Source organism: Rhodococcus sp. IEGM 1307, from assembly GCF_030056915.1.
GTDB classification, from domain to species: Bacteria; Actinomycetota; Actinomycetes; order Mycobacteriales; family Mycobacteriaceae; genus Rhodococcus_F; species Rhodococcus_F opacus_D.
The window spans coordinates 20,993-42,358 of sequence record NZ_JASHKW010000023.1 but is presented as its reverse complement, the minus strand read 5'-3'; the positions used below and the strand labels follow the sequence as shown (position 1 = coordinate 42,358).

The following is a 21,366-nucleotide window of genomic DNA, read 5'->3' as shown; positions in this document are numbered from 1 at the left end:
GCGCACACCGGTGCCATCGCGTGCGCGGCGTTCCGTGTGGTGGTTACCCTCGCAGGATGACTGCAATTCCGGATTCCACGGTGGGCACGAACACAGCGGTGGCCGGCCTCGAAAGCACCTTTGCCGACGAGCTGGGTGCCCTGACGGTCCCCTGGCAGGGTGCGCATGCGCCTGACCCCACGTTGCTCGTGCTCAACGAGCAGCTCGCGGCGTCGCTGCGGTTGGAAGTCCGGGCACTGCGAAGCGAGGACGGGGTCGGCGTCCTGTCCGGATCGACGGCGCCGGCCGGGGCCAAGCCGGTGGCGATGGCATATTCGGGCCATCAGTTCGGCGGATACGCACCGCTCCTCGGCGATGGCCGGGCGTTACTGCTCGGCGAGCTGACCAGCAGTGATGGGCAGCGGGTGGATCTACACCTCAAGGGCTCGGGGCCCACGCCGTTCTCCCGGGGCGGCGACGGGTTCGCGGCAATCGGCCCGATGCTGCGCGAATACCTCGTCAGCGAGGCCATGTACGCCCTCGGCATCCCCACCACGCGCGCGCTGTCGGTGGTCGCGACGGGCCAGCACGTTCATCGATACGGCGCCGAGCCCGGGGCCGTGCTCGCACGGGTCGCGGCCAGTCACCTGCGGGTGGGCACCTTCGAATACGCGGTGCGGCAGGGTGAGGTGTTGCAGCCGCTCGCCGACTACGCGATCGCCCGCCACTACCCGGAGCTGACCGAACCGGCGCCGGGGCGTGACGGCAATCGCTACCTGACGTTCTTCGAGGCGGTGGTGGAGGCGCAGGCCTCTCTGGTGGCGAAATGGATGCTCACCGGTTTCGTGCACGGGGTGATGAACACCGACAACACGACCATTTCGGGCGAGACCATCGACTACGGTCCGTGCGCCTTCCTCGACGCGTTCGACCCGGCTGCAGTGTTCAGTTCGATCGACCACGGCGGCCGGTATGCGTTCGGCAACCAGCCCGTTGTCCTGAAGTGGAATTTGGCGCGCCTCGCGGAAACGCTACTGACGCTGTTCGATTCCACGCCGGATGACGCGATTACCGCGGTGTCGGCAGTCCTCGACACCTTCGACGACCGGTACGACGGCCACTTCGCGGCCGGGATGGCGGCAAAGCTCGGTTTGGCCGGCGAACTCGTCGATCGAGCGCTGGTCGACGACCTGCTGACGCTGATGGAGGAACACGGTGCCGACTGGACGGGCACCTTCCGTGCTCTCGCGGACGAACTACGCGGACATTCGACGCCTCTCGACGGCCTCGTTCCGCGCGAGCACATCGGGCCATGGCTGGAACGCTGGCGCGGCAACCTGACCAAACATGGGCACGGGGCAGCGGAGACCGCCGACGCGATGGACAGCGTCAACCCGCTGTACATCCCGCGGAATCATCAGCTCGATGCTGCGTTGCGCGCCGCGGCCGACGGGGAGCTCGCTCCGTTCGAAAAGCTACTGGAGGTCGTCACGCATCCGTTCGACCGCCGCGACGAGTGGTCGGACTACACCACACCCGCTCCACCATCATTCAGCAAGTCCTTCCAAACCTTCTGCGGCACTTAACTTCCAGGACGGACTTGCACGGCGACGTTCGTGTCGAGGAAACTTCTCGCCGACGATTCGTCGCCAGAACGACTTCGGCTGGTGTCGCCGCGACGGGATGCCGTCGTGCGCAGTTCGCGTCCGACCGATCGACTTCCGCGACGAGGAAAAGGAGCGCTGCAAGGGCAGTAACTCCGTCGAACGTTATTTCAATCTGGGCGAAGCCGAATGCGATTGCCCGAGACGTCGACCCCTGTCAGCTGGCGGGATCGTAGTGGAACGCGCGCAGCTCCTGCGCGCACCGGCAGGCAACCGCGATCTTCGCAGCCCATTCCAGTGCCGCCTCGCGGGAAGGCAACTCCAGTACCGTGTAGCCGCCTTCGAGCTGCTTCGTCTGCGGGTACGTGCCCTCGGTCACCGTGCCATCCCCATCGACCAGGACAGGCGGAACGCTCTCGTCGATTCCACCGCCGAACACCCAGACGCCGGCGTCCTTCGCCTCCTCCACCACCGCGTGCGACGCATCCGACACTGCCTGTAAATCCTCGTCGGGAAGGACCATGGCACCACTTGGGAAAGAGATCAGGTACTTCGTCATCGCGTCGACTCCTTCTTCGCATGTCGGGGATCGGACCCATCCTCGCCGACACGGGCCGGCGCGCACAAGATTCGCCCGCCCTCCCCCAACCGGTCGGAACAGGCCGTCTCCACCACCGCACTTACCGCGGGCATCAAGCACTTGATCAACACGCCCGAGTGCGCGTGGGTAAGTAGTGTGACGGTCGTGTTGTGGCAAGCCACTGCACAGCGCAATATCTGCGGACTGCCGCCCAAGGGCTGGAGACGATCGTGGTCGGCCGTTCCCCACCCAATTCACCCTGTCACACGCCCTGCCATTTTTCCCCGACCGTGGCGTGGATGGCTCTGCGACGACTCACCTTGGCCGATATCAAGCCCGATGCGACCACAACCTGCCCCAGCATCAGCGACGCCGGCAGTATCAACAACTCCCACCCCGTCGAACCATATGCCTGCGACCACACCACGATCACGATGGCCAAAATCCACGTCAAAGCCTGCCCCAGCGTCATCAACGCGCCGGCCCACGTCCGATCAGCGCGTCGGACGAGCCCGATCGTGCCCGCGACCGCCCCCACCAAGGCGGCGATCAAACCGACCGGGGTCGGGAGCAGCACCATCAGACCGAGAAGCGGTCCAGGCTCGATAATCCCCGTGGTGACCAGTTGCGGCACTACGAACAACCACACCGACACAGCGCACAGCACCGAGACGACCGATGCGCTCGTGGATACCTTCATCGCATCAACCTAGACCAGACGTCGGGTTCACCCGGCCGTCCACGATTGCAGATGAGACTCACCATCACGCGGTCTCGCTTGCAGCGACCGCGCGAAAATAGAGCGGGCCCGCCCCTGAATCAACACCAAGACTCCGGTGGCTACGACCCGCCCTACCTCTGCGACAGTCGGTAGACTCCAAACATGGGCAAGCGCACGGTCCCGAGTGGCACGGTGCATAGAGTGCCGGCAGACCTACGGATGGCGTTGGCCGATGACGGCCCGGCGCTGAAAGCGTGGAATGACATCACACCATTGGCACGCAATGAGTGGATCTGCTGGGTCGAGGATGCCAAGCTCGACGAAACGAGAGCGCGTCGAATCAAGCGGACGCATACCGAACTGGCTGAAGGCAAGCGCCGCCCATGCTGCTGGCCTGGTTGTAGCCACCGGGAAAAGACCGGTAAGTAGGACCCTCCTACGCAGCCGCAGCCGACTTGTCCTATCCGGGACCTTCGGCCTCGCGCGGTCGCCTGCGCGACCTTGAATCCACGGCCCCTTGTTTCCGGAGACAACGAGGTCGCGCGCATATTCGACGCAGCGGACAATCGACATAGCTTCAGCGCATGGAAGCTGGATGTAGTCGTATACGACTCGAGGAGCATCACATGAAAGCCGTTCGCATCCATGAGAATCGAGGTCCCGCGAACCCGGAGCTACTCGTGTTCGAGGATGCCCCCGACCCGCAGGCCGCCACCGGTGACGTGATCGTCCGAGTGCACGCCACATCCTTCGTCCCCGACGAGCTCGACTGGCCAGGAACCTGGACGGATCGGGCCGGCCGCGACCGCACGCCCTCCCTCCCCGCACACGAGGTGGCCGGCGTTGTCACCGAAGTTGGCTACGGCACCACTGGTGTTCGACACCATCGGCGGCGACGTGCTCGCCCGATCGGCCGCGATCGTCAAGCCGGGCGGCGTGCTGGTCTCGATCAGTGCGCCGCCCCGGTGACGCCACGCGGCGGACGAGCAGTCTTCTTCATCGTCGAACCCGACCGGTGCCGGGCAAGGTGGTCCTCGACGTCCTGCCTGCGGGGTTGCCGACCTAGGAGGATCACCCGAACGGAGAGCCTTCCAGCGCCGCGGTGAGTTTTCCCGTCGCCTCTGGTCTGTACTGGTGTGAGTAGACGCGGAGCGTGCGGGAGCAGTCGATTTGCCCGCGTGACGCCGTCGGGCAGGTGCCACCGGTGCGCGGTGTACCGCTCCATGAACAGCAAGGAGAAAGTCTCATGACATCGACACCACCCTCCACGGGAACCACCAACTCGACACCGGCGCCGACGGGCGGAACCACGAAGAAGGCCAGAATCGCCGGACTGGTCGTCAGCGCCCTCGTGGTGCTGTTTCTCCTGTTCGACTCGCTCATCCACATCGCAAACACGCAAATGGTGCGCGAGGCGATGGCCGAGCTGGGTTTTGCCGAGAACCTCAACCGTGTCATCGGAATCGTTCTCTTGGTATGCCTGATTCTCTACATCGTGCCCGCCACGGCGATTCTGGGCGCGGTGCTGCTGACCGGATACCTCGGTGGAGCCGTCGCTACCAACATGCTCACCGAGCAGCCGGTCGTCAGCACCACCCTGTTCCCGATTTACGTCGGCATCTTCGTGTGGGGCGGTCTGTACCTGCGGGACGCGCGGGTGCGTTCGATCATGCCTGTCCGACGCGCCTGAGCCACCAACCCCCGCCTGGCAGCGAATGCCATTGACACAGGACGGATTCGACGTCATGTGATCGCGGCGTCACGCAATTCGGCGTATGAATCGTCCATCGCCACCGCCAGCCGGGCAACGTCGGGCAGCGCCTCGGGGTCTGTGCAGAGCCCGATACCGACGATCCCGGCGCAGGAGATCGCCGAGATCCGCAGCGCGTGGTGCGCTGCGGGCTCGGAGGAGGAGAAGAGCCGCTCGACCCGACGTCCGGAAACGCTGACCGGCACGGGCGGGCCGGGGACGTTCGAGATCGACAGGCTGAACTCGCGCGCGCTGCCGGCGAGTCGCTTTGCGGCTTCCTCGACGCGTTTCACGCGTCCGAGAGCGTGGAAGAGATCGAACAGCTCTTCGGCGTCGTCGAGGAGCTTGCGCTTGCTGGTCTCGGCGTTGATCCGGTCGAGTCGGGTGAGCGGATCCGCCTCGGCGAGCGGCAGATCGACGTTCAGGAAGGAATCGCGGTTTCCCAGCTTGCCCGCTCCCTCGTCCCGGTGGTGCAGGCTGACCGGAACTTGAGCACGAAGACGCGGCAGGGCCGTCTCGCCGGCGCCGAGCCAGCTGCGCAGGCCGCCTGCGACGATCGCGAGGAGTACGTCGTTGACGGTTGCGCGCGCGGGACGTGAGGCGCCGATTGCCTTCAGCTCCGGGAGCGGGGCGACGGTGAAGGCGAGCTCGCGGGCGGCACTGATCGGGCGGTCGAAAGGCGAGTGTGAACCGCGGTGGCCGAGTTCACGACGCACAGCCGCGGGCATCCGCAGTGCCTCGTCGACCCGCGAACGCTGCGGCGAAGCGGCGCGAAGGCCCGGCCGCGTTCCTCTCGGGGGCGGTTCGGGGTGCCGATCCCAGAGCACGTCGTCGAGGAAGCGAACCGCGCTGATCCCGTCGGCCATCGCGTGATGGATCCGGACCGCGATCGCCTCGCGCCCGTCGCCGAGTGGACCGAACAGATCGAACGTCCACAGTGGTCGCTCGTGGTCGAGGTGCTCGGACATCAGCTTGCTGACGGCCCGCCACAGATCGTCGCGCGAGGCACACCCAGGCTCTTCTCGGCGCCGGACGTGGTCACTGATCTCGAACGCCGTCGCCTCGGTCCAGCGCGGCTCCGGTCCCGAGGTATCGATCCGTTGCGTCGCTCGCGGCTGGCTCGAAAGCCGCTCCGCCACGGCAGTTCGCAGAGCCTCGACGTCGAGCGGGGAGGTGGCCGGCCCGAGAACGACGAGCTTGAGCGTGTGGCCGGTGATCACCGCCGATTCGAGCCCCAGGATATGTGCGTCGTCGGCGGACAGCCGATCGGGATCCTCGCGGCTCACCTCGGCAAGTCTATTCGGATCTGCTCCTTTTCGAACCAGGAACGTCGGTCCCGCAGCTCAGCACGGACCCGGAGTGTTGCTTGCCTAGATCACTTCGTCCGCGGCCCGGCCCCGGACTTCACAGCGGTGCGGTGATCGGCGCCTCAGGGGCGTGCGTGACAGTGGTGCGCCCGGTCTCGAGGTACTCGGTGACGGCCTGGTCGACGACGGCGTTGCCACCCTGGATCCCCGCACCGTGATCTCCTCCCTCGACGGTGACGAGGTGCGCCCCCATGTCGTGGGCGAGCTGAACTCCGCCCTGATAGGGGGTCTGTGGGTCGCGCATTCCCTGCAGGACGAGCGGGGCCGTCGCCAGTCCTCGATTGCTCAACGTGGGCAGCGCGACGACGGGCGGCGCACCGGCACATTCGGGCCCGGCGCTGTAGCTGTACCCGATGAGGTCGAAGAGATCTCCGGTGACGAAGGTGGAGAAGAGCCAACCCGGAATGCGGTCCGGCCGAGCGGCGACATTGTTCTCGTTGCACAGGACCAGTGACTGCATCACCTGGGCCTGGGCAATCCGCTCGTACTCTTGCTCCGTCAGGTCGTCCATCGCGGTGCCGTCGGGAATCGCGTCTCGCCCGTCCCGGATCACCCGGGCCATGAGTGGCCAGCTGTTGCGGGCGGGAAGCACCTGCCGCGTCATCACGTAGATGCTGGACGACATCTGGGTGTGCGACGGGTCGGCGAGGCTACGGATGAAGGCCTCGAACTGAACGCGTGCCGGTCCGGTGAGATCGACCCCACCGCGATAAGCATCCGCAACGGCCTGCAGGCCGGGCGGTACGTCACCGATCTGGGCGGGCGGTGGCGCGAGGGTCGGGTTCCCGCCGGCTTCCTCGACGATCCGGTCCGACCACCGCTGATACACCTTCAGTGGGGTGTCACCGAGCCCGTACGTGTCGTCGTGGGCCGTGATCCAGTCCATGAGGTCGTAGAAGCGATCCTTGTAGCCGTCGTTCTGCTGCCACAACACGTCGTTCCACAGCCACTTCTGGTCGACCGCGGAATCGAGGACCATGCGACCGGTGTGCTGAGGGAAGAGCGTCGCATAGGTGGATCCGAGAATCGTGCCGTACGAGAGGCCGTAGATGTCGATGACGTCCTCGCCGAGTGCGATCCTGACCTGCTCCCAGTCCTTCGCGGTGTTCTCGGTCGTCAGGTGCGCCGTGGTGCCTGGCGCAGCGGACTCGCATGCGTTGCGCGTCGCAGCACCGCCGAAGCCGAGGCTCATCGCCGTCGTCTGTTCAGGGGCCAGCACGCACTCGACCGCGCCGGCGTAGGGAAGACCGCGCGGTTGGATACCGATCACGTCCCACTGTGCGCGGACCGCGTCGGGCAGGATCTCGACGAACATGCTGTTCGAGCCGATCGCGTCTCCGCCCGGCCCACCGGGATTGGTGAACAGCACGCCGCGGCGCGAGCTGGGATCCTCGGCGCGGTGGCGGGTGACGAGCACGTCGATCGTGCCGGCGGCGGGGTCCGCGTAGTTGCGGGGAACGGTGACCGAGGCGCACTGATCGGATGCCGGGTCCAGCTCGTATTCGGCCGGGCAGGACCCCCAGCGAAGATCGTCACCCGGTGCCGGCTGTGCGGTGGCGAGCGGTACCGCCCCCAGGGCGAGTGTGGCGGTGAGGCCGCCGATCAGGGCGACAAACCGAGTCCGCCGTGCAAACCTCGCGCCCGCGCGCTGCCTCGAGTCCAAGTGCCCATCGATCCCCGGCATACTCTCGCGATCCCCCTCGTAGTCCCGTGTCGTGACGACAGTGGCGCCTGGGCCGCAGCCCGCCCGCTACCGCCTCAGCAGCCAGTGTCTCAGACGCACCATCGCGACGACCGGTAACCCCGGAAACGAAGATGTCGCACGGAATGTCCGGGTGCACACGCCTTTGCGGTGCTGCGCCAGCGTGCACCACCGGCGGGACCGTCAAAGCCCGAACCGGAAGTGCTGTACCAAGGGATCGGCCGCGCCTGACGTACTGTATTGGCGTGCGCTACGAGGTAGTTGAGTCCGATACCGCGACCGCATTGGGCAGCGGTGACGTTCCGGTGCTGTCGACCCCACGGCTGATTGCGTGGATGGAGGCGGCCACCGTCGCCTGCGCTGCATCATTCATCAGTGCGGGCCAGACGACAGTGGGGACCGCTGTCCGAATCGAGCACCGCAGCCCGACACCGGTCGGTGCCAGCGTCGAGATCGCGGCCGAGCCACCAGCCGCCGCTGTCGGCCACCGCCTTACCTTCGCCGTGCGGGCGACCGATAGCTCGGGGAAGGTTGTCGCGTCGGGCGAGATCGACCGGGCGATCGTCGACCGGGACCGGTTTCTCGCGGCGACGTCACGCGCGAAGCCTGATCGCTGACCGAGCTTGTCGCGCACTGACCGCTGATCGCCACGTCACGACCAGCCCGATCCCCTAGCCCTGACGGTGGGCACCGTTGCTCACTCGTCGCTGAATAGTGACCGGTGGATCTCGGCGGATGTTTGCGTGGGTGAATCACCGGTGCGCGGCGCGTCGGAGACGGGCTCGGGGGTGCTGTGGGTCAGCGTTCGCTGCGCAGAGAAGAGTGGGAGTTCGGATTTGTCGTGATCGATGGTCATTCTGTTCCTTGCTTCAGGTGTATGTGGGCGCGGCCGGTTGGGGTGATGGCGACCGGGTAGATCATGGTCGAAATGTGTCGCGGTCCGCATGACGTCGTAGGCAGCTCGCCATCAGGCGTGGTGTCGGCATCGAATCCGGGACGGCGCGCCCACCCCGGGAAGTGTTCGCGCGGTGCGGATCTGCGCGGCGCCTGGGCGTGCGTGCCTGTAGCCATTGGCATCAAATGGACGCTCCTCGCATCGGCCGGCATTCTTTCGAATCGGGAACGCCTGAGCGACTCGCTCGATGCGACGACCATTCCGATGTATCAAGCCTATACCCCCATACGATCCTCCTGCTGAGCAGTGAACGATCTCACTGCGCGGCCGCCGCGAATAAGCGACCTGCTGGGGCAGCGCCGCCCCCACCTCGCGCGGCCTGTTGCCGACCATTCCAGGTGATGATCGGGCGATCTACTCGCGAGGACCACACCCCAGGCGCCCGTCGCAAGCGATACTGGAATGCCCCACCCTCCGAGGAGACGTGAACATGAGCCTGTACGCAGTTGTGGACCCCGCCACCGGACAGACGGTGCGCGAATATCCGACCGCGACCGACGAGCAGATGCAGGCGGCGTTGTCCGCGGCGGAAAAGGCGCACCGTGAGTGGTCGCGCGGCTCGACGGTGGTTGAGCGCGCCGAACTGCTCAGGAAGGTGGCCGAGTTGCACACCGAACGCCGCGACGAACTGGCCAAGATCATCCAGAGGGAGATGGGCAAGCCACTGGACCAGTCGTTGGGGGAAGTCGACTTCAGCGCCGCGATCTATCAGTACTACGCCGACAACGCCCAGAAGTTCCTGGCTGACGAGCCGATCGACCTGGTCGAGGGTGAGGGTACCGCGCTGATCCGCCGCAACTCGATCGGCGTGCTGATCGGGATCATGCCGTGGAACTACCCCTACTACCAGGTCGCCCGGTTCGCGGGTCCGAATCTGGCGCTGGGCAACACCATCGTGCTCAAACACGCACCGCAGTGTCCGGAATCGGCGGCGGCACTTCACCAGATCTTCACCGACGCCGGATATCCGGAGGGCGCCTACGTCAACGTCTACGCCACCAATGAGCAGGTCGCCGACGCGATCGCCGACCCACGGGTCCAGGGCGTGTCGTTGACCGGGTCCGAGCGTGCGGGCGCAGCGGTCGCCGAGATCGCAGGCCGCAACCTCAAGAAGGTGGTACTGGAACTCGGGGGTTCCGATCCGTTCATCGTGCTCAGTTCAGATGACCTCGACGCCACCGTCAAAGCGGCAATAGAAGGTCGTTTCGAGAACACCGGGCAGGCGTGCAACGCCGCGAAGCGATTCATCGTCGCCGAGGACCTCTACGACGACTTCGTCGGTAGATTCACCGCGGAGGTGCTCGCCACCGCAGACGGACTCGCGCCGCTGTCATCGGTGGCCGCCGCCGACCGGTTGTCCGAGCAGGTGCAGCAGGCGATCGCCGAGGGCGCCACGCTGGTGTCGGAGGGCGATCGGAAGGGTGCCTTCTTCCCACCGGCCGTGCTGACGAATGTGTCACGGGATTCACGAACCTACCGGGAGGAACTGTTCGGGCCGGTTGCGACGATTTACAAGGTGCGTTCCGAGGACGAGGCCGTCGAGCTGGCAAACGACACTCCGTTCGGTCTCGGCTCGTATGTCTTCACCACCGACCCCGATCAGGCCTACCGCGTCGCCGACTCACTAGAGGCCGGGATGGTGTTCGTCAATGCCGTTGGCGCCGAAGGAGTCGAGCTGCCGTTCGGCGGCGTGAAGCGCTCCGGTTTCGGTCGCGAGCTCGGCAAATACGGGATCGACGAATTCGTGAACAAGAAACTCATCCGCGTCAGCTGAGCCGACAATTCCAGTATTTCAGCGCCCTCGGCGTGCAGTTCGATACCGGCGCCCTCACCGGATACCCATCCGGCAACAGAAATGGGGACCGCACCCACCGGATGCGGTCCCCACGTTGCACTGGTCAGACAGAGCGCACGTTCGTGGCCTGCGGGCCCTTCTGCCCCTGGCCAACCTCGAACTCCACACGCTGGTTCTCGTCGAGCGACTTGAAACCGCTGCCCGAGATCTCCGAGTAGTGCACGAATACGTCCGGAGTTCCGTCGTCGGGTGCGATGAAACCGAAGCCCTTCTCACCGTTGAACCACTTCACAATGCCCTGCGCCATGCCGATACTCCCTCAATCTCGATCCGGACCCTCACATCGAGGTTCCGATCTCGATGACTTGATCCTGCCATCCCCGATGTAGTCGCGAAGAACCGGTCACCTGCGGGTCGACGTTTTTACACACACCAAGCGCGGTCTGCGGACCACCACCCAGCGCCGTTGTCCCGTCAGCCCGGACGTTTGCGTCCCACGAGATGAAAGACGCGGCTGAGTTGACGGTAGGGGTCTCGTCGGCTGGCCTCGAGTTCGACGGCGGCCGCCGCCGCCACCTCCTTCGAATCGTTCGGGTCCAACTCGGCACCACCGAAGTCGAGCCAGTCGACGAACAGCCATACCCCGTACCAGCGCACCGGCTCCACGCCGCGGCTCCGCACGAGTTCGCTGAGTTCCTCCACCGTGTCGGCTCGAGTCGGCACTCCCAGCACCCCGATCTCGCCCCTGGTGTCAAACGACGCCAGAGCGTCGTCCCACCGTTGTTCCAGGGCCGGGCGCACTGCCATCGCCTTCGCGTTGCCCGTCATGATCGATACGACGCCACCGGCAGCAGTGCACCGGCACAGCTGGTCGACCAGCGGCTCCGGATGCTCCAGGTACCCGAGCACGCCATGACACAACACGGCGGCAAAGCGTTGACCATTCACCGCCTCATCGGCGTTCTCGCCGTCGGCCTCCACGAGCGTCACCCGTCGTTGGACCTCACCAGGCAGCCGCTGGAGTCGCTGTCGAGCCTTGTCCAGCATCGCCGACGACGGGTCGAGCACCGTCACGTCGTAACCGGCTTGCGCCAGCGGGAACGATTGATGGCCCGCGCCGCCGCCGACATCGAGCACAGGGGCTGGGGGCGCCGGCAAATGCTCCAACAGATGCTGGTGCAGCACATAGGTGCGCACGAGCCCCTTCACCGAGGTATACGCCTCGTCGGCAAATTGGTCGGCCACACTGGCCCAGGTGTCATCGCCCACAGCCCCAAGATAGTGATTCGAAGTTCTCGACGATGGGCGGGACGTCGGGCCTTTGTCCCCATTTTCGATCGGATCGATTCGAGATCGGGTCGAACGATCCGCACTCTGCCCCCGCTTCTGCTGTGTGTCGTCGCGAATGTGGTGCGGGCTCGACAGTCTTTTCAGAGAATCTGCACGATCTCAACGATTCACTTTCCATCGTCGTCCGGTGACAGTGTTTGTATGGAGCAGACTCGATGTTGCGCCGTCTCTCCTGCACCGGGCCGACACCGCGCGCCAGTCTGTGACCGACCCACGACAACAACCGAACAGACCGGAAGAGACGACACCGATGACCGACAGCCCCTTCGATCTCACCTACGCCGCGGCCGGAGACCGCTACGAGAAGGTCCCGTACCACCGCACCGGAAACTCCGGACTCGATCTGCCTGCCTTCTCGTTCGGCCTGTGGCAGAAGTTCGGTAGCGACTACGCTTTCGCGACTCAGCGGGAGATCATCCTCCACGCGTTCGACCTAGGCATTACCCACTTCGACAACGCCGACCGCTACGGCCCCCCGCATCGCGCAGCCCAGAAGAACTTCGGCGCCGTGCTCGCCAAGGACCTCGCGCCTTACCGGGACGAACTCATCCTGTCGACCAAGGCAGGCAACCCGATCGGTCCGAGCCCGTATCTCAAAGGCGGCTCGCGCAAGTCGATCCTGACCTCGCTCGACCACAGTCTGCGCGACCTCGGCACCGACTACGTCGACATCTTCTACCATCACAGCCCCGACCTCAGCACGCCACTGGAGGAATCCGTCGGGGCTCTGGTCAGCGCAGTGGAGCAGGGCAAGGCGCTCTACGTCGGAATCTCCAACTACCTACCCGATCGCACACACGAAGCCGCCGAACTGCTACGCGCGGCCGGCGTTCCGCTGCTCATCCACCAGGCGCGTTACTCGATCTACGACCGCCGTCCCGAACAGAACGGCTTGCTGGACACCGCCCGGCAGGACGGATTCGGGCTGATCGTGTATTCACCCCTGGCGCAGGGTCTACTGACGGACAAGTACCTGGAGACGATTCCCGAACACGCACGAGCACAGAACAGCACGTTCCTGACGCCGGATGTGATCGACGAGACCTACCGGCAACGCACCGCCGAGCTCAACAAGATTGCCGAGGCCCGCGGCCAGTCACTTGCACAGCTCGCGCTGCAGTGGGTGCTGCGGCGGCAGGAGGTCACCTCGGCGCTGGTCGGAGCGAGTTCCACCGAGCAGCTCGACCACAACATCGCGGCCCTGAACTTCCCGCCGCTCACCGACGAAGAACTCGCGCTCATCGAGGAACACGGCGTGCACGGAACCGGACTCAGACTCTGACAACCAGTCACCCGCTCGTGCCCGACTGCGCGGGCGGGTGACTGTCACCGTGTGCGCAAACCTGTTGCGGGGAAGCGCAGGTAGCGCTCCCCCGCTCATTCCCGCAGCAGCGGCAGCAGCTGGTTGCCCTGACGCTCGATTTCCGGCAGATACGGGGTGTCCGAGAGTACGAAGTGGGTGATGCCGAGGTCCTGGTACTTGCGCAGCGACTTCGCGACGTCCTCCGGGGAGCCGACGAGCCAGGTGGTGCCGGCGCCGCCGCCACCGAACTTCCCGGGTGCGGTGTACAGGTTGTCGTCGAGCACGTCGCCACGGGTAGCCAGGGCGAGGAGTCGCTGCTGTCCCACGGCGGTTTGGCGATGCGGGTTCTGCGGCGGCGCACCCTGATTCTTCGCCAACTCCGCTACCTTCTCCTCTGCCTCGGCCCAGGCCTGCTCGGTCGTGTCCCGGACGAAGGTGGTGATCCGCAGGCCGAACTCGAGCGGCGCATGCGCTCGGCCGAGTTCCTCGCTCAGTGACCGCAACCGTTCGATCCGCTCCTGCACACCCGCGAGCGGCTCACCCCAGAAGAGCTGAACGTCGGCCTCGGTCGCCGCAACACGCTCGGCGGCATCGGACGCGCCACCGAAGTAGAGCTTCGGGTGGAGTCGATCTCCGCGTGGTGAGATCCGGGGCAGCACTGTGGAATCGGTGACCTGGAAGTGCTCACCCCGGTAGCTGACGTTCTGCTCCAACCACAGCTTGCGGACGAGCTGGAGGAACTCCTTGGTGCGAGCGTAACGGTGGTCCTGGTCGCTCTCGTGTTCGCCGTAGGCTCCGAGGTTGTCCTTCCCGGACACGATGTTGATCCGGACCCGGCCGCCGGTCAGATGGTCGAGAGTAGCGACGGCGGAGGCGAAGTGAGCCGGTCGCCAGTAGCCGGGCCGGATCGCGATGAGCGGCTCGAATGTCGCCGTCCTGGCCGCAAGGGCGGCGGCGACGGTGAGTGTGTCCGGTCTACCCCAGCCGGTGCCGATCAAGGCCCCTTTCCAGCCGTGGTCCTCGAGGGCCTTCGCCTGGCTCGTGAGGGTGTCCAGACTGTTGTGGTCAACCGTGACGGCGTCGCCGCGGTGTCCCGGGGTGACCTGATTCGGGATGTACCAGAGGAATTCGAGACTCATGAGGTGGTGATTCCTGTTCGACGTCGATGATCGGCCGGCTGAGATCGGCGAATCGTGCCGTCTCCAACGATTGGGCGGAGAGCGCGTCCGGACTGACGGCCGTGTGCGCCGCCGCGATTGCGTCCATCCCCTACTTCCGCCCCCGAGGGACGACTCATCACCCGACTGGACGACGTGACCAGCATCCGGACATCGCGATACTAACCCCGGTTGTCACCGTTGAACGTCCATGCCCTGCGTCCTCCACGATGAGAAACAGGGCCTGACGTGCGACAGTTCGACACAACTGGACATAGATTCCTTCAGATCGGAAATGTCGATGCACCTTGCACCTTCATCGGTAGCGAACAGAGATTGCTGGACACCGTTGGCGTCAAGGTGATTTCAACCCTCGAATCCCGGATGAAGATCGGGAAGCATCTACCGAAACTGCATTTTCATCGACGGAGAATGTGAATGACCTCTGAATTAGCACTCTCGCACCTTCACGTAACCGCGGTGTCTTGGTTCGACCCCGACGCGGAGGCATTGCGAGAGGCCATGGCCCGCGAAGTGGGGCCGCGATACTCCGACCGAGTATCGACTGCAGACCGCGCCGCCACCAATGCGGTTGACTCGACGTCCGTTTTCCTCACAGTGGTGGTGTACACCGCCGCGGGGGCAACCGACACTCGAGAAGCGGTCGGTCACGCCGCGCTCAGGTGGAACGGCGACGACCTGGAGTTGAAACGGATGTTCGTCACAGTGGAACATCGCGGAACCGGGGTGTCGACAGCGTTGTTGAGCGCGGTCGAGGATGCCGCCAGGAAGGCGGGGCGCCCACGCCTGATTCTCCAGACGGGCGACCGGCAACCCGATGCGGTCAGGTTGTACGAGAAGAGCGGCTACTCACGGATTCCGATCTTCTCCCCATACGAAATCTTGCCCTTCTCGAATTGCTTCGAGAAGGTGTTCGATCAAGGATGACGAATCACCGCACTTCACGCGACAGGCGAGGTCAGGACGACGTCAGCGTCCACCAACGCCACGGCTCGCCCGTTCTCGGACACGACGACCGGCCCCCGGTGCCCCCCGATTCGTCGCATTGCCACCGACAACTCCTCGGTGACTCCCACGACGGGCAACGGCTGATCGACGTGCACACCGATCGGGTCGTCTTCCGGAGCGTGTGACAGCGCCGCGGCACTGACGGACCCCTGGATCTCCGCGACCACGACCGGACCGGTGATCGGGCGTGCCAGCACGACGGGCAGGGCCGGGGTGTCCGCGAGCACGTCACGCGCCTCCGCAACGGTCGCGGTGGACGGCACGGCCCGGGGTGCGCTCCCCCGGCCGCCCAGTGCGTCACCGACAACGGGTCCGGTCGCTGCGTGGTAGAGCGGGAAGCCCAGCCGTCCCAGCCACTCGTTGTCGAAGTACTTCGACAGGTAGGCCCGGCCCGAGTCCGGGACGATCACGACCACGACGTCGTCCGGACCGAGGGTCCGCGCGACCCGCAGGGCGGCGGCCACCGCGGTACCGGCGGAACCTCCGACGAGGAGTCCTTCCTCCCGGGCGAGGCGGTGCAGCACCGTGAGCGCCTCGATGTCCGGGATCCGCTCGAGTCGGTCGACGACGTCCGGGTGATAGGAATCCGGCCACTCGTCGTGCTCGGTCTGCGGGTGCAGAAAATGGCCCACGGATTCGATGTACCAGGCCCGTCCGTCTCCCCCACCGTATACGGAGGTATCAGGATCCGCGCCGATGATCTGCACGGCCCCGCCGGAGACCTTCGTCAGGAACTCGCCCGTCCCCGTGATGGTCCCACCGGTTCCGACACCGGCGACGAGATGAGTGACTCGGCCCTGGGTCTGACGCCAGATCTCCGGACCTGTCGTGGTGCGGTGCGCGTGGGGATTGGCCGGGTTGTCGTACTGGCCGGCGAGCCAGCCGCCGGGGATCTCCGCCGCGAGACGAGTGGCCACGTTGCGCACGAACTCGCGATGGTGGCTGGGCCTGCCGCCCGGTGTCACATGCACCTGCGCCCCGTGCGCCCGCAGCAACGCGATCTTCTCGACGCTCGTCTTGTCGGGTACCACGACGACGGAACGGTATCCCCGCGCGGCGGCGACCAACGTCAGCCCGACTCCGGTATTGCCCGACGTGCCCTCCACGACGGTGCCTCCGGGCAGTAGTTCCCCGGATTCCTCGGCCGCGTTGATCATGGCCAGGGCGGCGCGATCCTTCACACTTCCGCCGGGGTTGAGGAACTCGAGCTTGGCATACACCGTCGCGGAGATACTTCCGGTTACCCGGTTCAACCGGACGAGGGGTGTGTTGCCGATGGCGTCGGTGATCGAGTCGTAGACTCCGAGGCTCGCGGCGTCGACTGTCGGGGGATCGAGGATGGTCATGCGTCTGCCTTTCGAGGCCGCCCGGGTGTCACCCGGTCAGCATCGCAAGAGCAGTCGTCGAACAACAGGATTCGCGTCACGCCGATCAGATCTTCAGTGGCTCACCAAGAACGGCGCGGCGCGTTCACCCCGCAATCCTGGAGATTCGAATTCTTCTCGTGTGTTGCCGAATGGGCTGTAATTCGGGGCGACCGAGAGCGAAGGGGGTAGTCGAAAGATGTCGACACCGGTGATGACACTGCATCCTCACGACACCGAGTTGTGGCAGTGGCGATTGTCTGCGCGTTGCCATGAAGCGGACGCGGAGATCTTCTTCCCGGCTGACGCCGAACGCAGGAACGCTCGCTCCGAGCGGGAAGATCTCGCCAAGGAGTTCTGCCGCGGCTGCGCGGTGGTGGAGGAATGCCTCGAGTATGCCCTCCACACCGGCCAACAGCACGGCGTCTGGGGTGCGACGACACCGGGCGAACGGCTGGCACGTCTCGGCCGGTGAGCGAATACCCGCGCCGGCATTCTCACACGAGCGACTCGGCACGAGCGTCGTCGGCGGATGCGAAACATTCGCGACGAGTAGATTTGGTGGCCCTGATCGGGTAACCAGGTACGTTCGAATCTCGCAGTCTTAGGAGAGACCGTGGTCGCCCGCGTGCTACCTGGGGCGCCTCAGGTCGTCCCGGTCTCGGCGGCCAGGGAGCGGACGGCTTCAACCCGGGTACCCACGACGTGTCGGCGGGCCAGTTCTTCCGCTCCGTCCGGGTCTCGTGCCTTCGCGTGGCTACTCGCCTGGGCACTCGACGCACGCCTCGACGAGGATCTCGAGGCGTGTTTCGGACTCGCCGCCGACGGCGGTGCTGCCGCCATGGGGCTGCCGCGGGCCGACCTGCAACCGGGTTCACCCGCCGACTTCATGTTGCTGGACGGAGAATGCGTGCCGCAGATCGTCGTCGACGTCCCCCGTCGGGACACGGTGGTGCGGGCCGGAGGGGTCGTCGCTCGCGACGGCCGGCTCCTCTGAGTCGTCCACGAGGATTGGCGTCGGTCAGGACCGCAGGGGCGCTTGCAGCAGGGTCCGGTCGTCGCCCGGGGCGCTCACCCCGAGCATCGTCGCATCCGACATCGGCAGCCCCACCGCCAACTGCATCGACATCGTCTTGTCGCCGCCGGCGATGAAACTGCCGGCATTCATGCGACTTCCGTCGGAGCGTTGGAGCCAAACGTTGTACGTGCGGCCCTGTGGGAGTCCGGCGACGTCGAGGCTGATTCCGGTTCCCCACGCCCGGTTTTCCACCCGCGCGGAGGCGTCCACACCTGCGGCGAGCACCGTGAATGCCACCGGCTGCCCGGGCGGGGCTGTCGAGGTGCCCCCGCGCAGGAAGAACCCGCCGGCCACCAGGCCGACGGCGATCACGACGGCCGCGGCGGCGACTGCGATCCGGTGGTACCGCTTCCGTCCGCGTTCGCGGTCGACCGCCCCGAAGATCGCGTCGGGCAGCGTCGACGACGGCCGGGGCGCAGGTTCGGTGAGCCGGTCCGGGTCCGCCGCAGAGAGGGCAGCCGCGACCGGCGTCAGCAGACGCAACTCGGTGCGGCACTCCGGGCAGCCGTCCAGGTGCGCGCGAAGCGTGATCATCTCGCGGTCGTCGAGGCGACCGAGCGCGTACATCCCCAACATGGTGCGTATCTGCTGGCAGCGGTCAGTGGTCACCATGCCACCCCATTTCTTCGAGTACGAGTCGGAGAGCCTTCAGCGCGTAGTACACACGACTGCGGACGGTGCCCACGGGAATGCCGAGCTGTGCGGCCACCTCGGCGGCGGGCCGGTCACGCAGGTGAATCTCGACCAGGACGCAGCGGTGCTGATCCGACAGCCGCCGCAGCGCCTCCTCCATCTCGAGCCCCACCAGCAGTTGTTCGAGGGGACGCTCGGGTGCGGGCAGCTCGGGTGGTGCAGCGTCGGCCAGCTCGGGTCGGGCGGCACGAGCCCGGATCGCGTCGATCACCACGTTGCGGCAGATCGCATACAGCCAGGTCCGGAGCGTAGCGCGTCGCGGGTCGAACCGGTCCGCGCGCCGCCACGCCCGAAGAAACGTCTCCTGTACCGCCTCCTCCGCGCGACCCCGGTCTCCGAGGGAGCGGTAGGCGAGGGCGAACAGTTCCCTCCCGTGGTCGTCGTAGGCGGCCCGCAACACCTTCTCGTCATCCAAACTTCCCTCGGACTGGTCCCCGCGTGTGCGCACGATACGAAGCCGCACCACTCACCTCCCGAACACCGGATACGGCGTCGGCTCGCCCGACACCCACCGAGGAGTACGGGCGTGGGCGGCGCGGCGTTCATCTCGAATTCTGCCACTCGGGTGCGCGGGGGCCGCTGAACGTGGGTCGCCGACCATCCGTACTCCCCAGCGCCGAACGATCCAGCATACGGAACGAACGAATGGAGACCCGAAACGATGTTGAAGAAATCGATTCTTGCGGCGGCCGGCGCCGCCGGCACGATCGCGATGATGTCGGCGTGCGGCACCGCCACCGACGACACTCCGCCCCAGGTGCAGCCGTCTGCGTCCACCGCGGGGCAGGTGGAACTCGGCACCCGGGAGACCGCTCTCGGCACCGTGCTCACCGACGGAGACGGATTCACGCTCTACCGATTCGACGAGGACACCCCGGGCACCATCCGGTGCACCGGCCCGTGCGCCGAGATCTGGCCGCCCTCGCTCGTCGGTGCACCCCGGCCCGACGCCACCCTCGCCGCCCGCGCGGGTGCCACGACGCGGCCGGACGGAACCGAGCAGATCACCTACGACGGCCACCCGCTGTACCGGTTCGCGAAAGACACCGCCCCCGGGCAGACGGGCGGCGACGGCGTCAAGGGAACCTGGCACGTGGTGACGGTCGACTCCGCCCATGGATGACGCCACCACACCCCCGGATCAGGCGCCGCGCCCGGCCGTCAGTCGCCGCAGTGCGCTGCTCGGCCTGGCCGCGGTGGGCGCCATCGCGGCAGTGGACGTCGGCGGGTTCCTCTGCGCGGCGGGGACACTGGACGCCGACGATTTGACCCCGGCACGGTTGACCGACCGGTTCGAGGAGGTCTCCGGGCATCACGTCGGGTTCCGGCGCAATCACGCCAAAGGAGTCAGTGCGACCGGATACTTCACCGCCACCGGTGCCGGGTCCGGAGTTTCCACGGCCAGCGTTTTCCGGGCCGGCCGGATGCCGGTGACCGGTCGGTTCTCACTCTCGGGCGGGAATCCGTCCACTCCGGACGCCGACGCCACGGTCCGCGGGCTGGGGTTGGCGTTCGACCTCCCCGATGGCGAGCAGTGGCGCACCGCGATGATCAACACCCCGGTGTTCCCCGACCGGACACCAGACGGCTTCTACGAGCGGTTGCTCGCATCGAAAACGGACCCGGCCACCGGCAAGCCCGATCCGGATCGCATGGCGGCGTTTCTTTCCCGCCATCCCGAGACCGCGGCGGCGATGAACCTCATCCGACAGCATCCACCGACCTCCGGGTTCGACAACAGCACCTTCTACGGTCTCAATGCCTTCCATTGCACCAACGACACCGGAGTCACGGTTGCGGTGCGGTGGACACTGGTCCCCGCGCGACCGGTCCGCTCCCCCGGCCTGCCGCCGCTGCCGGGGCGCGATCACCTCTTCGACGCCCTCACCGCGGCAGTCTCGCGTGGGCCGCTGCGGTGGCGGATGTTGCTCACGATCGGTCAACCAGGCGATCGGACCGACGACGCCACCCGGCCGTGGCCGCCGACCCGGCAGGTCCTCGACGTCGGCACCGTGACCATCGAGGCGGTCCGGACCGAAGCGCCGCACAACGCGCGGGACCTCAACTTCGACCCGCTCATCCTCCCAACGGGCATTGCACCCTCGGACGATCCCCTGCTCAGCGCCCGGTCCGCGGTCTACACCGAATCGTTCACCCGCCGGTCCGGGGAGCCGAAAACACCGGCGCTCGTTGACGTGGATGGGGTGCGCGATGACCGCTGACCCGACCGACCGCCCACTCCGGTTCGCGGCGACCGTCCGGTTGCTGCATTGGGCGATGGCGGTCATGGTGATCGCACAACTGCTCATCGGCGCCGTCATGGTGACGACCCTCGACCGCTACCACCTGCTGCGCTCGGTGCACGTCCAGGTGGGCGCCGCAATCCTCGCGCTGGTGATCGTCCGCATCGGCAACCGGCTGGTGTGCCGCACGCCCGCACCACCCGCCTCCATGAGACCGGTCGAGCGCCGGGTCGCAACCGCGTCGGAGTACCTGCTCTACGGGCTGCTCGTGATCCAGCCACTCACCGGGTGGGCCATGCTCTCGGCCGGTGGCTACCCGATCATCCTCTACCAGCATCTGCACCTGCCCACGCTGCTTGCACCAGCTCCCAGCGTCTACGCGTTGTCGAGACAAGCTCACACCGCATTCGCCTACCTGCTGTTCTTCACCTTCACCGCACACATGTCCGCCGTCCTCTTCCATGTGCTGGTCCTGAACGACAGGCTCCTCGACCGGATGGCGCCGTGGCGCACTCGCCGAAAGTCTTCGCCTACCACTTCCCGACTGGCATCGGCGCGGATCGTCGATGACGTTGCTGCAGAGCAGGATTGAGAATAGTGATGCTCACAGCACCGGTGCTGAGACCGGCGTGCGACTCGTGCCGACCGCGTGATAAAGCACCAGGTCGGTGAGCGGGAAAATGCCCCAGACAGGGG

At 66.2% G+C, this 21,366-nt stretch carries 24 protein-coding genes and 1 pseudogene; 14 read left to right on the top strand and 11 right to left on the bottom strand.

Annotated features, from left to right (window positions below; all coding sequences use genetic code 11):
• The first annotated feature begins 56 nt into the window (after positions 1–56).
• Entirely contained in the window at positions 57–1,565 is a 1,509-nt protein-coding gene (locus QM841_RS34085) for a protein adenylyltransferase SelO (protein WP_502943301.1), read from the top strand.
• A 235-nt stretch (positions 1,566–1,800) separates the two neighbouring features.
• Here the strand turns inward: QM841_RS34085 and QM841_RS34080 are convergent, their stop codons facing one another.
• Both QM841_RS34080 and QM841_RS34075 read right to left on the bottom strand, forming a co-directional pair.
• On the bottom strand, positions 1,801–2,142 hold the full coding sequence (locus tag QM841_RS34080; protein ID WP_283335316.1) for a YciI family protein: 342 nt from the start codon (positions 2,140–2,142) through the stop codon (positions 1,801–1,803).
• A gap of 283 nt (positions 2,143–2,425) precedes the next feature.
• On the bottom strand, positions 2,426–2,863 hold the full coding sequence (locus QM841_RS34075; protein ID WP_283335315.1) for a hypothetical protein: 438 nt from the start codon (positions 2,861–2,863) through the stop codon (positions 2,426–2,428).
• 183 nt (positions 2,864–3,046) lie between these two features.
• Here QM841_RS34075 and QM841_RS34070 point away from each other — a divergent pair, with 183 nt between their 5' ends.
• The 4 genes and pseudogenes from QM841_RS34070 to QM841_RS34060 all read left to right on the top strand — a co-directional run bounded on the left by QM841_RS34070 (position 3,047) and on the right by QM841_RS34060 (position 4,574).
• Positions 3,047–3,313 (top strand): YdeI/OmpD-associated family protein, encoded by a 267-nt coding sequence (locus QM841_RS34070; protein ID WP_283335314.1) that lies wholly within the window; start codon positions 3,047–3,049, stop codon positions 3,311–3,313.
• A 197-nt stretch (positions 3,314–3,510) separates the two neighbouring features.
• A pseudogene (locus tag QM841_RS43565) lies at positions 3,511–3,762 on the top strand (alcohol dehydrogenase catalytic domain-containing protein); the annotation flags it as partial.
• Positions 3,728–3,853 carry a hypothetical protein gene (locus QM841_RS34065; RefSeq protein ID WP_283335313.1) on the top strand — a complete coding sequence of 42 codons (126 nt, stop codon included), beginning with the start codon at positions 3,728–3,730 and terminating at the stop codon, positions 3,851–3,853. The pseudogene QM841_RS43565 and the gene QM841_RS34065, both read left to right, overlap by 35 nt.
• A gap of 277 nt (positions 3,854–4,130) precedes the next feature.
• The gene (locus QM841_RS34060) at positions 4,131–4,574 is read left to right on the top strand and encodes a DoxX family protein (RefSeq protein WP_283335312.1); all 444 of its coding nucleotides are present in this window, start codon (positions 4,131–4,133) and stop codon (positions 4,572–4,574) included.
• Between the two features lie 53 nt (positions 4,575–4,627).
• Here QM841_RS34060 and QM841_RS34055 read toward each other — a convergent pair whose 3' ends face one another.
• Together QM841_RS34055 and QM841_RS34050 are read right to left on the bottom strand one after the other, a co-directional pair.
• On the bottom strand, positions 4,628–5,920 hold the full coding sequence (locus QM841_RS34055) for a wax ester/triacylglycerol synthase domain-containing protein (RefSeq protein WP_283335311.1): 1,293 nt from the start codon (positions 5,918–5,920) through the stop codon (positions 4,628–4,630).
• Positions 5,921–6,038: 118 nt separating this feature from the next.
• Positions 6,039–7,685, bottom strand: coding sequence for an alpha/beta hydrolase (locus QM841_RS34050; protein ID WP_349307440.1), 1,647 nt, complete (start codon positions 7,683–7,685; stop codon positions 6,039–6,041).
• A gap of 263 nt (positions 7,686–7,948) precedes the next feature.
• On the opposite strand from QM841_RS34050, the gene QM841_RS34045 reads away from it, so the two are divergent.
• Positions 7,949–8,320 carry a thioesterase family protein gene (locus tag QM841_RS34045; RefSeq protein ID WP_283335309.1) on the top strand — a complete coding sequence of 124 codons (372 nt, stop codon included), beginning with the start codon at positions 7,949–7,951 and terminating at the stop codon, positions 8,318–8,320.
• 80 nt (positions 8,321–8,400) lie between these two features.
• On the opposite strand, the gene QM841_RS34040 is transcribed toward QM841_RS34045, so the two are convergent.
• A complete protein-coding gene (locus QM841_RS34040; RefSeq protein WP_016880869.1) occupies positions 8,401–8,559 on the bottom strand; it encodes a hypothetical protein in 159 nt (52 codons plus the stop codon).
• A 529-nt stretch (positions 8,560–9,088) separates the two neighbouring features.
• Here QM841_RS34040 and QM841_RS34035 point away from each other — a divergent pair.
• Positions 9,089–10,432 (top strand): NAD-dependent succinate-semialdehyde dehydrogenase, encoded by a 1,344-nt coding sequence (locus QM841_RS34035; RefSeq protein WP_283335308.1) that lies wholly within the window; start codon positions 9,089–9,091, stop codon positions 10,430–10,432.
• A gap of 124 nt (positions 10,433–10,556) precedes the next feature.
• Here the strand turns inward: QM841_RS34035 and QM841_RS34030 are convergent, their stop codons facing one another.
• Together QM841_RS34030 and QM841_RS34025 are read right to left on the bottom strand one after the other, a co-directional pair.
• Positions 10,557–10,760 carry a cold-shock protein gene (locus QM841_RS34030; protein WP_005242781.1) on the bottom strand — a complete coding sequence of 68 codons (204 nt, stop codon included), beginning with the start codon at positions 10,758–10,760 and terminating at the stop codon, positions 10,557–10,559.
• Between the two features lie 167 nt (positions 10,761–10,927).
• On the bottom strand, positions 10,928–11,722 hold the full coding sequence (locus QM841_RS34025) for a class I SAM-dependent methyltransferase (protein WP_283335307.1): 795 nt from the start codon (positions 11,720–11,722) through the stop codon (positions 10,928–10,930).
• A gap of 331 nt (positions 11,723–12,053) precedes the next feature.
• Here QM841_RS34025 and QM841_RS34020 point away from each other — a divergent pair, with 331 nt between their 5' ends.
• Positions 12,054–13,085 carry an aldo/keto reductase gene (locus QM841_RS34020; protein ID WP_283335306.1) on the top strand — a complete coding sequence of 344 codons (1,032 nt, stop codon included), beginning with the start codon at positions 12,054–12,056 and terminating at the stop codon, positions 13,083–13,085.
• A gap of 95 nt (positions 13,086–13,180) precedes the next feature.
• On the opposite strand, the gene QM841_RS34015 is transcribed toward QM841_RS34020, so the two are convergent.
• Complete coding sequence (locus tag QM841_RS34015) at positions 13,181–14,245, bottom strand: LLM class flavin-dependent oxidoreductase (protein ID WP_283335305.1); 1,065 nt, start codon at positions 14,243–14,245, stop codon at positions 13,181–13,183.
• A 456-nt stretch (positions 14,246–14,701) separates the two neighbouring features.
• Here QM841_RS34015 and QM841_RS34010 point away from each other — a divergent pair, with 456 nt between their 5' ends.
• Positions 14,702–15,211 (top strand): GNAT family N-acetyltransferase, encoded by a 510-nt coding sequence (locus QM841_RS34010; protein WP_283335304.1) that lies wholly within the window; start codon positions 14,702–14,704, stop codon positions 15,209–15,211.
• 14 nt (positions 15,212–15,225) lie between these two features.
• On the opposite strand, the gene QM841_RS34005 is transcribed toward QM841_RS34010, so the two are convergent.
• Positions 15,226–16,638 carry a PLP-dependent cysteine synthase family protein gene (locus QM841_RS34005; protein ID WP_283335303.1) on the bottom strand — a complete coding sequence of 471 codons (1,413 nt, stop codon included), beginning with the start codon at positions 16,636–16,638 and terminating at the stop codon, positions 15,226–15,228.
• Between the two features lie 232 nt (positions 16,639–16,870).
• On the opposite strand from QM841_RS34005, the gene QM841_RS34000 reads away from it, so the two are divergent.
• Both QM841_RS34000 and QM841_RS33995 read left to right on the top strand, forming a co-directional pair.
• The gene (locus tag QM841_RS34000; RefSeq protein WP_283335302.1) at positions 16,871–17,131 is read left to right on the top strand and encodes a WhiB family transcriptional regulator; all 261 of its coding nucleotides are present in this window, start codon (positions 16,871–16,873) and stop codon (positions 17,129–17,131) included.
• 141 nt (positions 17,132–17,272) lie between these two features.
• Positions 17,273–17,653 carry a hypothetical protein gene (locus tag QM841_RS33995; RefSeq protein ID WP_283335301.1) on the top strand — a complete coding sequence of 127 codons (381 nt, stop codon included), beginning with the start codon at positions 17,273–17,275 and terminating at the stop codon, positions 17,651–17,653.
• Positions 17,654–17,677: 24 nt separating this feature from the next.
• On the opposite strand, the gene QM841_RS33990 is transcribed toward QM841_RS33995, so the two are convergent.
• Both QM841_RS33990 and QM841_RS33985 read right to left on the bottom strand, forming a co-directional pair.
• Complete coding sequence (locus QM841_RS33990; RefSeq protein ID WP_283335300.1) at positions 17,678–18,346, bottom strand: zf-HC2 domain-containing protein; 669 nt, start codon at positions 18,344–18,346, stop codon at positions 17,678–17,680.
• Positions 18,333–18,890 carry a sigma-70 family RNA polymerase sigma factor gene (locus tag QM841_RS33985; RefSeq protein ID WP_349307439.1) on the bottom strand — a complete coding sequence of 186 codons (558 nt, stop codon included), beginning with the start codon at positions 18,888–18,890 and terminating at the stop codon, positions 18,333–18,335. Before QM841_RS33985 ends, QM841_RS33990 begins: the two co-directional genes overlap by 14 nt.
• Positions 18,891–19,088: 198 nt before the next feature.
• On the opposite strand from QM841_RS33985, the gene QM841_RS33980 reads away from it, so the two are divergent.
• Genes QM841_RS33980 through QM841_RS33970 form a run of 3 tightly spaced genes read left to right on the top strand, consistent with a single transcriptional unit; the run spans position 19,089 to position 21,262 of the window.
• The gene (locus tag QM841_RS33980) at positions 19,089–19,550 is read left to right on the top strand and encodes a COG4315 family predicted lipoprotein (protein ID WP_283335298.1); all 462 of its coding nucleotides are present in this window, start codon (positions 19,089–19,091) and stop codon (positions 19,548–19,550) included.
• Positions 19,543–20,649: a catalase family peroxidase gene (locus tag QM841_RS33975; RefSeq protein WP_283335297.1), complete on the top strand. Its 1,107-nt coding sequence runs from the start codon at positions 19,543–19,545 to the stop codon at positions 20,647–20,649. The genes QM841_RS33980 and QM841_RS33975 overlap by 8 nt, the downstream gene beginning before the upstream one ends.
• Entirely contained in the window at positions 20,639–21,262 is a 624-nt protein-coding gene (locus QM841_RS33970) for a cytochrome b (RefSeq protein WP_283335296.1), read from the top strand. The genes QM841_RS33975 and QM841_RS33970 overlap by 11 nt, the downstream gene beginning before the upstream one ends.
• The last annotated feature ends 104 nt before the right edge of the window (positions 21,263–21,366 follow it).

Excerpts from the sequence above, each read along its gene's own strand:
- QM841_RS34085 (WP_502943301.1), top strand. The coding sequence starts at position 57 with ATGACTGCAATTCCGGATTCCACGGTGGGCACGAACACAGCGGTGGCC.
- QM841_RS34080 (WP_283335316.1), bottom strand. The coding sequence starts at position 2,142 with ATGACGAAGTACCTGATCTCTTTCCCAAGTGGTGCCATGGTCCTTCCC.
- QM841_RS34075 (WP_283335315.1), bottom strand. The coding sequence starts at position 2,863 with ATGAAGGTATCCACGAGCGCATCGGTCGTCTCGGTGCTGTGCGCTGTG.
- QM841_RS34070 (WP_283335314.1), top strand. The coding sequence starts at position 3,047 with ATGGGCAAGCGCACGGTCCCGAGTGGCACGGTGCATAGAGTGCCGGCA.
- QM841_RS34060 (WP_283335312.1), top strand. The coding sequence starts at position 4,131 with ATGACATCGACACCACCCTCCACGGGAACCACCAACTCGACACCGGCG.
- QM841_RS34050 (WP_349307440.1), bottom strand. The coding sequence starts at position 7,685 with ATGCCGGGGATCGATGGGCACTTGGACTCGAGGCAGCGCGCGGGCGCG.
- QM841_RS34040 (WP_016880869.1), bottom strand. The coding sequence starts at position 8,559 with ATGACCATCGATCACGACAAATCCGAACTCCCACTCTTCTCTGCGCAG.
- QM841_RS34035 (WP_283335308.1), top strand. The coding sequence starts at position 9,089 with ATGAGCCTGTACGCAGTTGTGGACCCCGCCACCGGACAGACGGTGCGC.
- QM841_RS34030 (WP_005242781.1), bottom strand. The coding sequence starts at position 10,760 with ATGGCGCAGGGCATTGTGAAGTGGTTCAACGGTGAGAAGGGCTTCGGT.
- QM841_RS34020 (WP_283335306.1), top strand. The coding sequence starts at position 12,054 with ATGACCGACAGCCCCTTCGATCTCACCTACGCCGCGGCCGGAGACCGC.
- QM841_RS34015 (WP_283335305.1), bottom strand. The coding sequence starts at position 14,245 with ATGAGTCTCGAATTCCTCTGGTACATCCCGAATCAGGTCACCCCGGGA.
- QM841_RS34010 (WP_283335304.1), top strand. The coding sequence starts at position 14,702 with ATGACCTCTGAATTAGCACTCTCGCACCTTCACGTAACCGCGGTGTCT.
- QM841_RS34005 (WP_283335303.1), bottom strand. The coding sequence starts at position 16,638 with ATGACCATCCTCGATCCCCCGACAGTCGACGCCGCGAGCCTCGGAGTC.
- QM841_RS34000 (WP_283335302.1), top strand. The coding sequence starts at position 16,871 with ATGACACTGCATCCTCACGACACCGAGTTGTGGCAGTGGCGATTGTCT.
- QM841_RS33990 (WP_283335300.1), bottom strand. The coding sequence starts at position 18,346 with ATGGTGACCACTGACCGCTGCCAGCAGATACGCACCATGTTGGGGATG.
- QM841_RS33980 (WP_283335298.1), top strand. The coding sequence starts at position 19,089 with ATGTTGAAGAAATCGATTCTTGCGGCGGCCGGCGCCGCCGGCACGATC.
- QM841_RS33975 (WP_283335297.1), top strand. The coding sequence starts at position 19,543 with ATGGATGACGCCACCACACCCCCGGATCAGGCGCCGCGCCCGGCCGTC.
- QM841_RS33970 (WP_283335296.1), top strand. The coding sequence starts at position 20,639 with ATGACCGCTGACCCGACCGACCGCCCACTCCGGTTCGCGGCGACCGTC.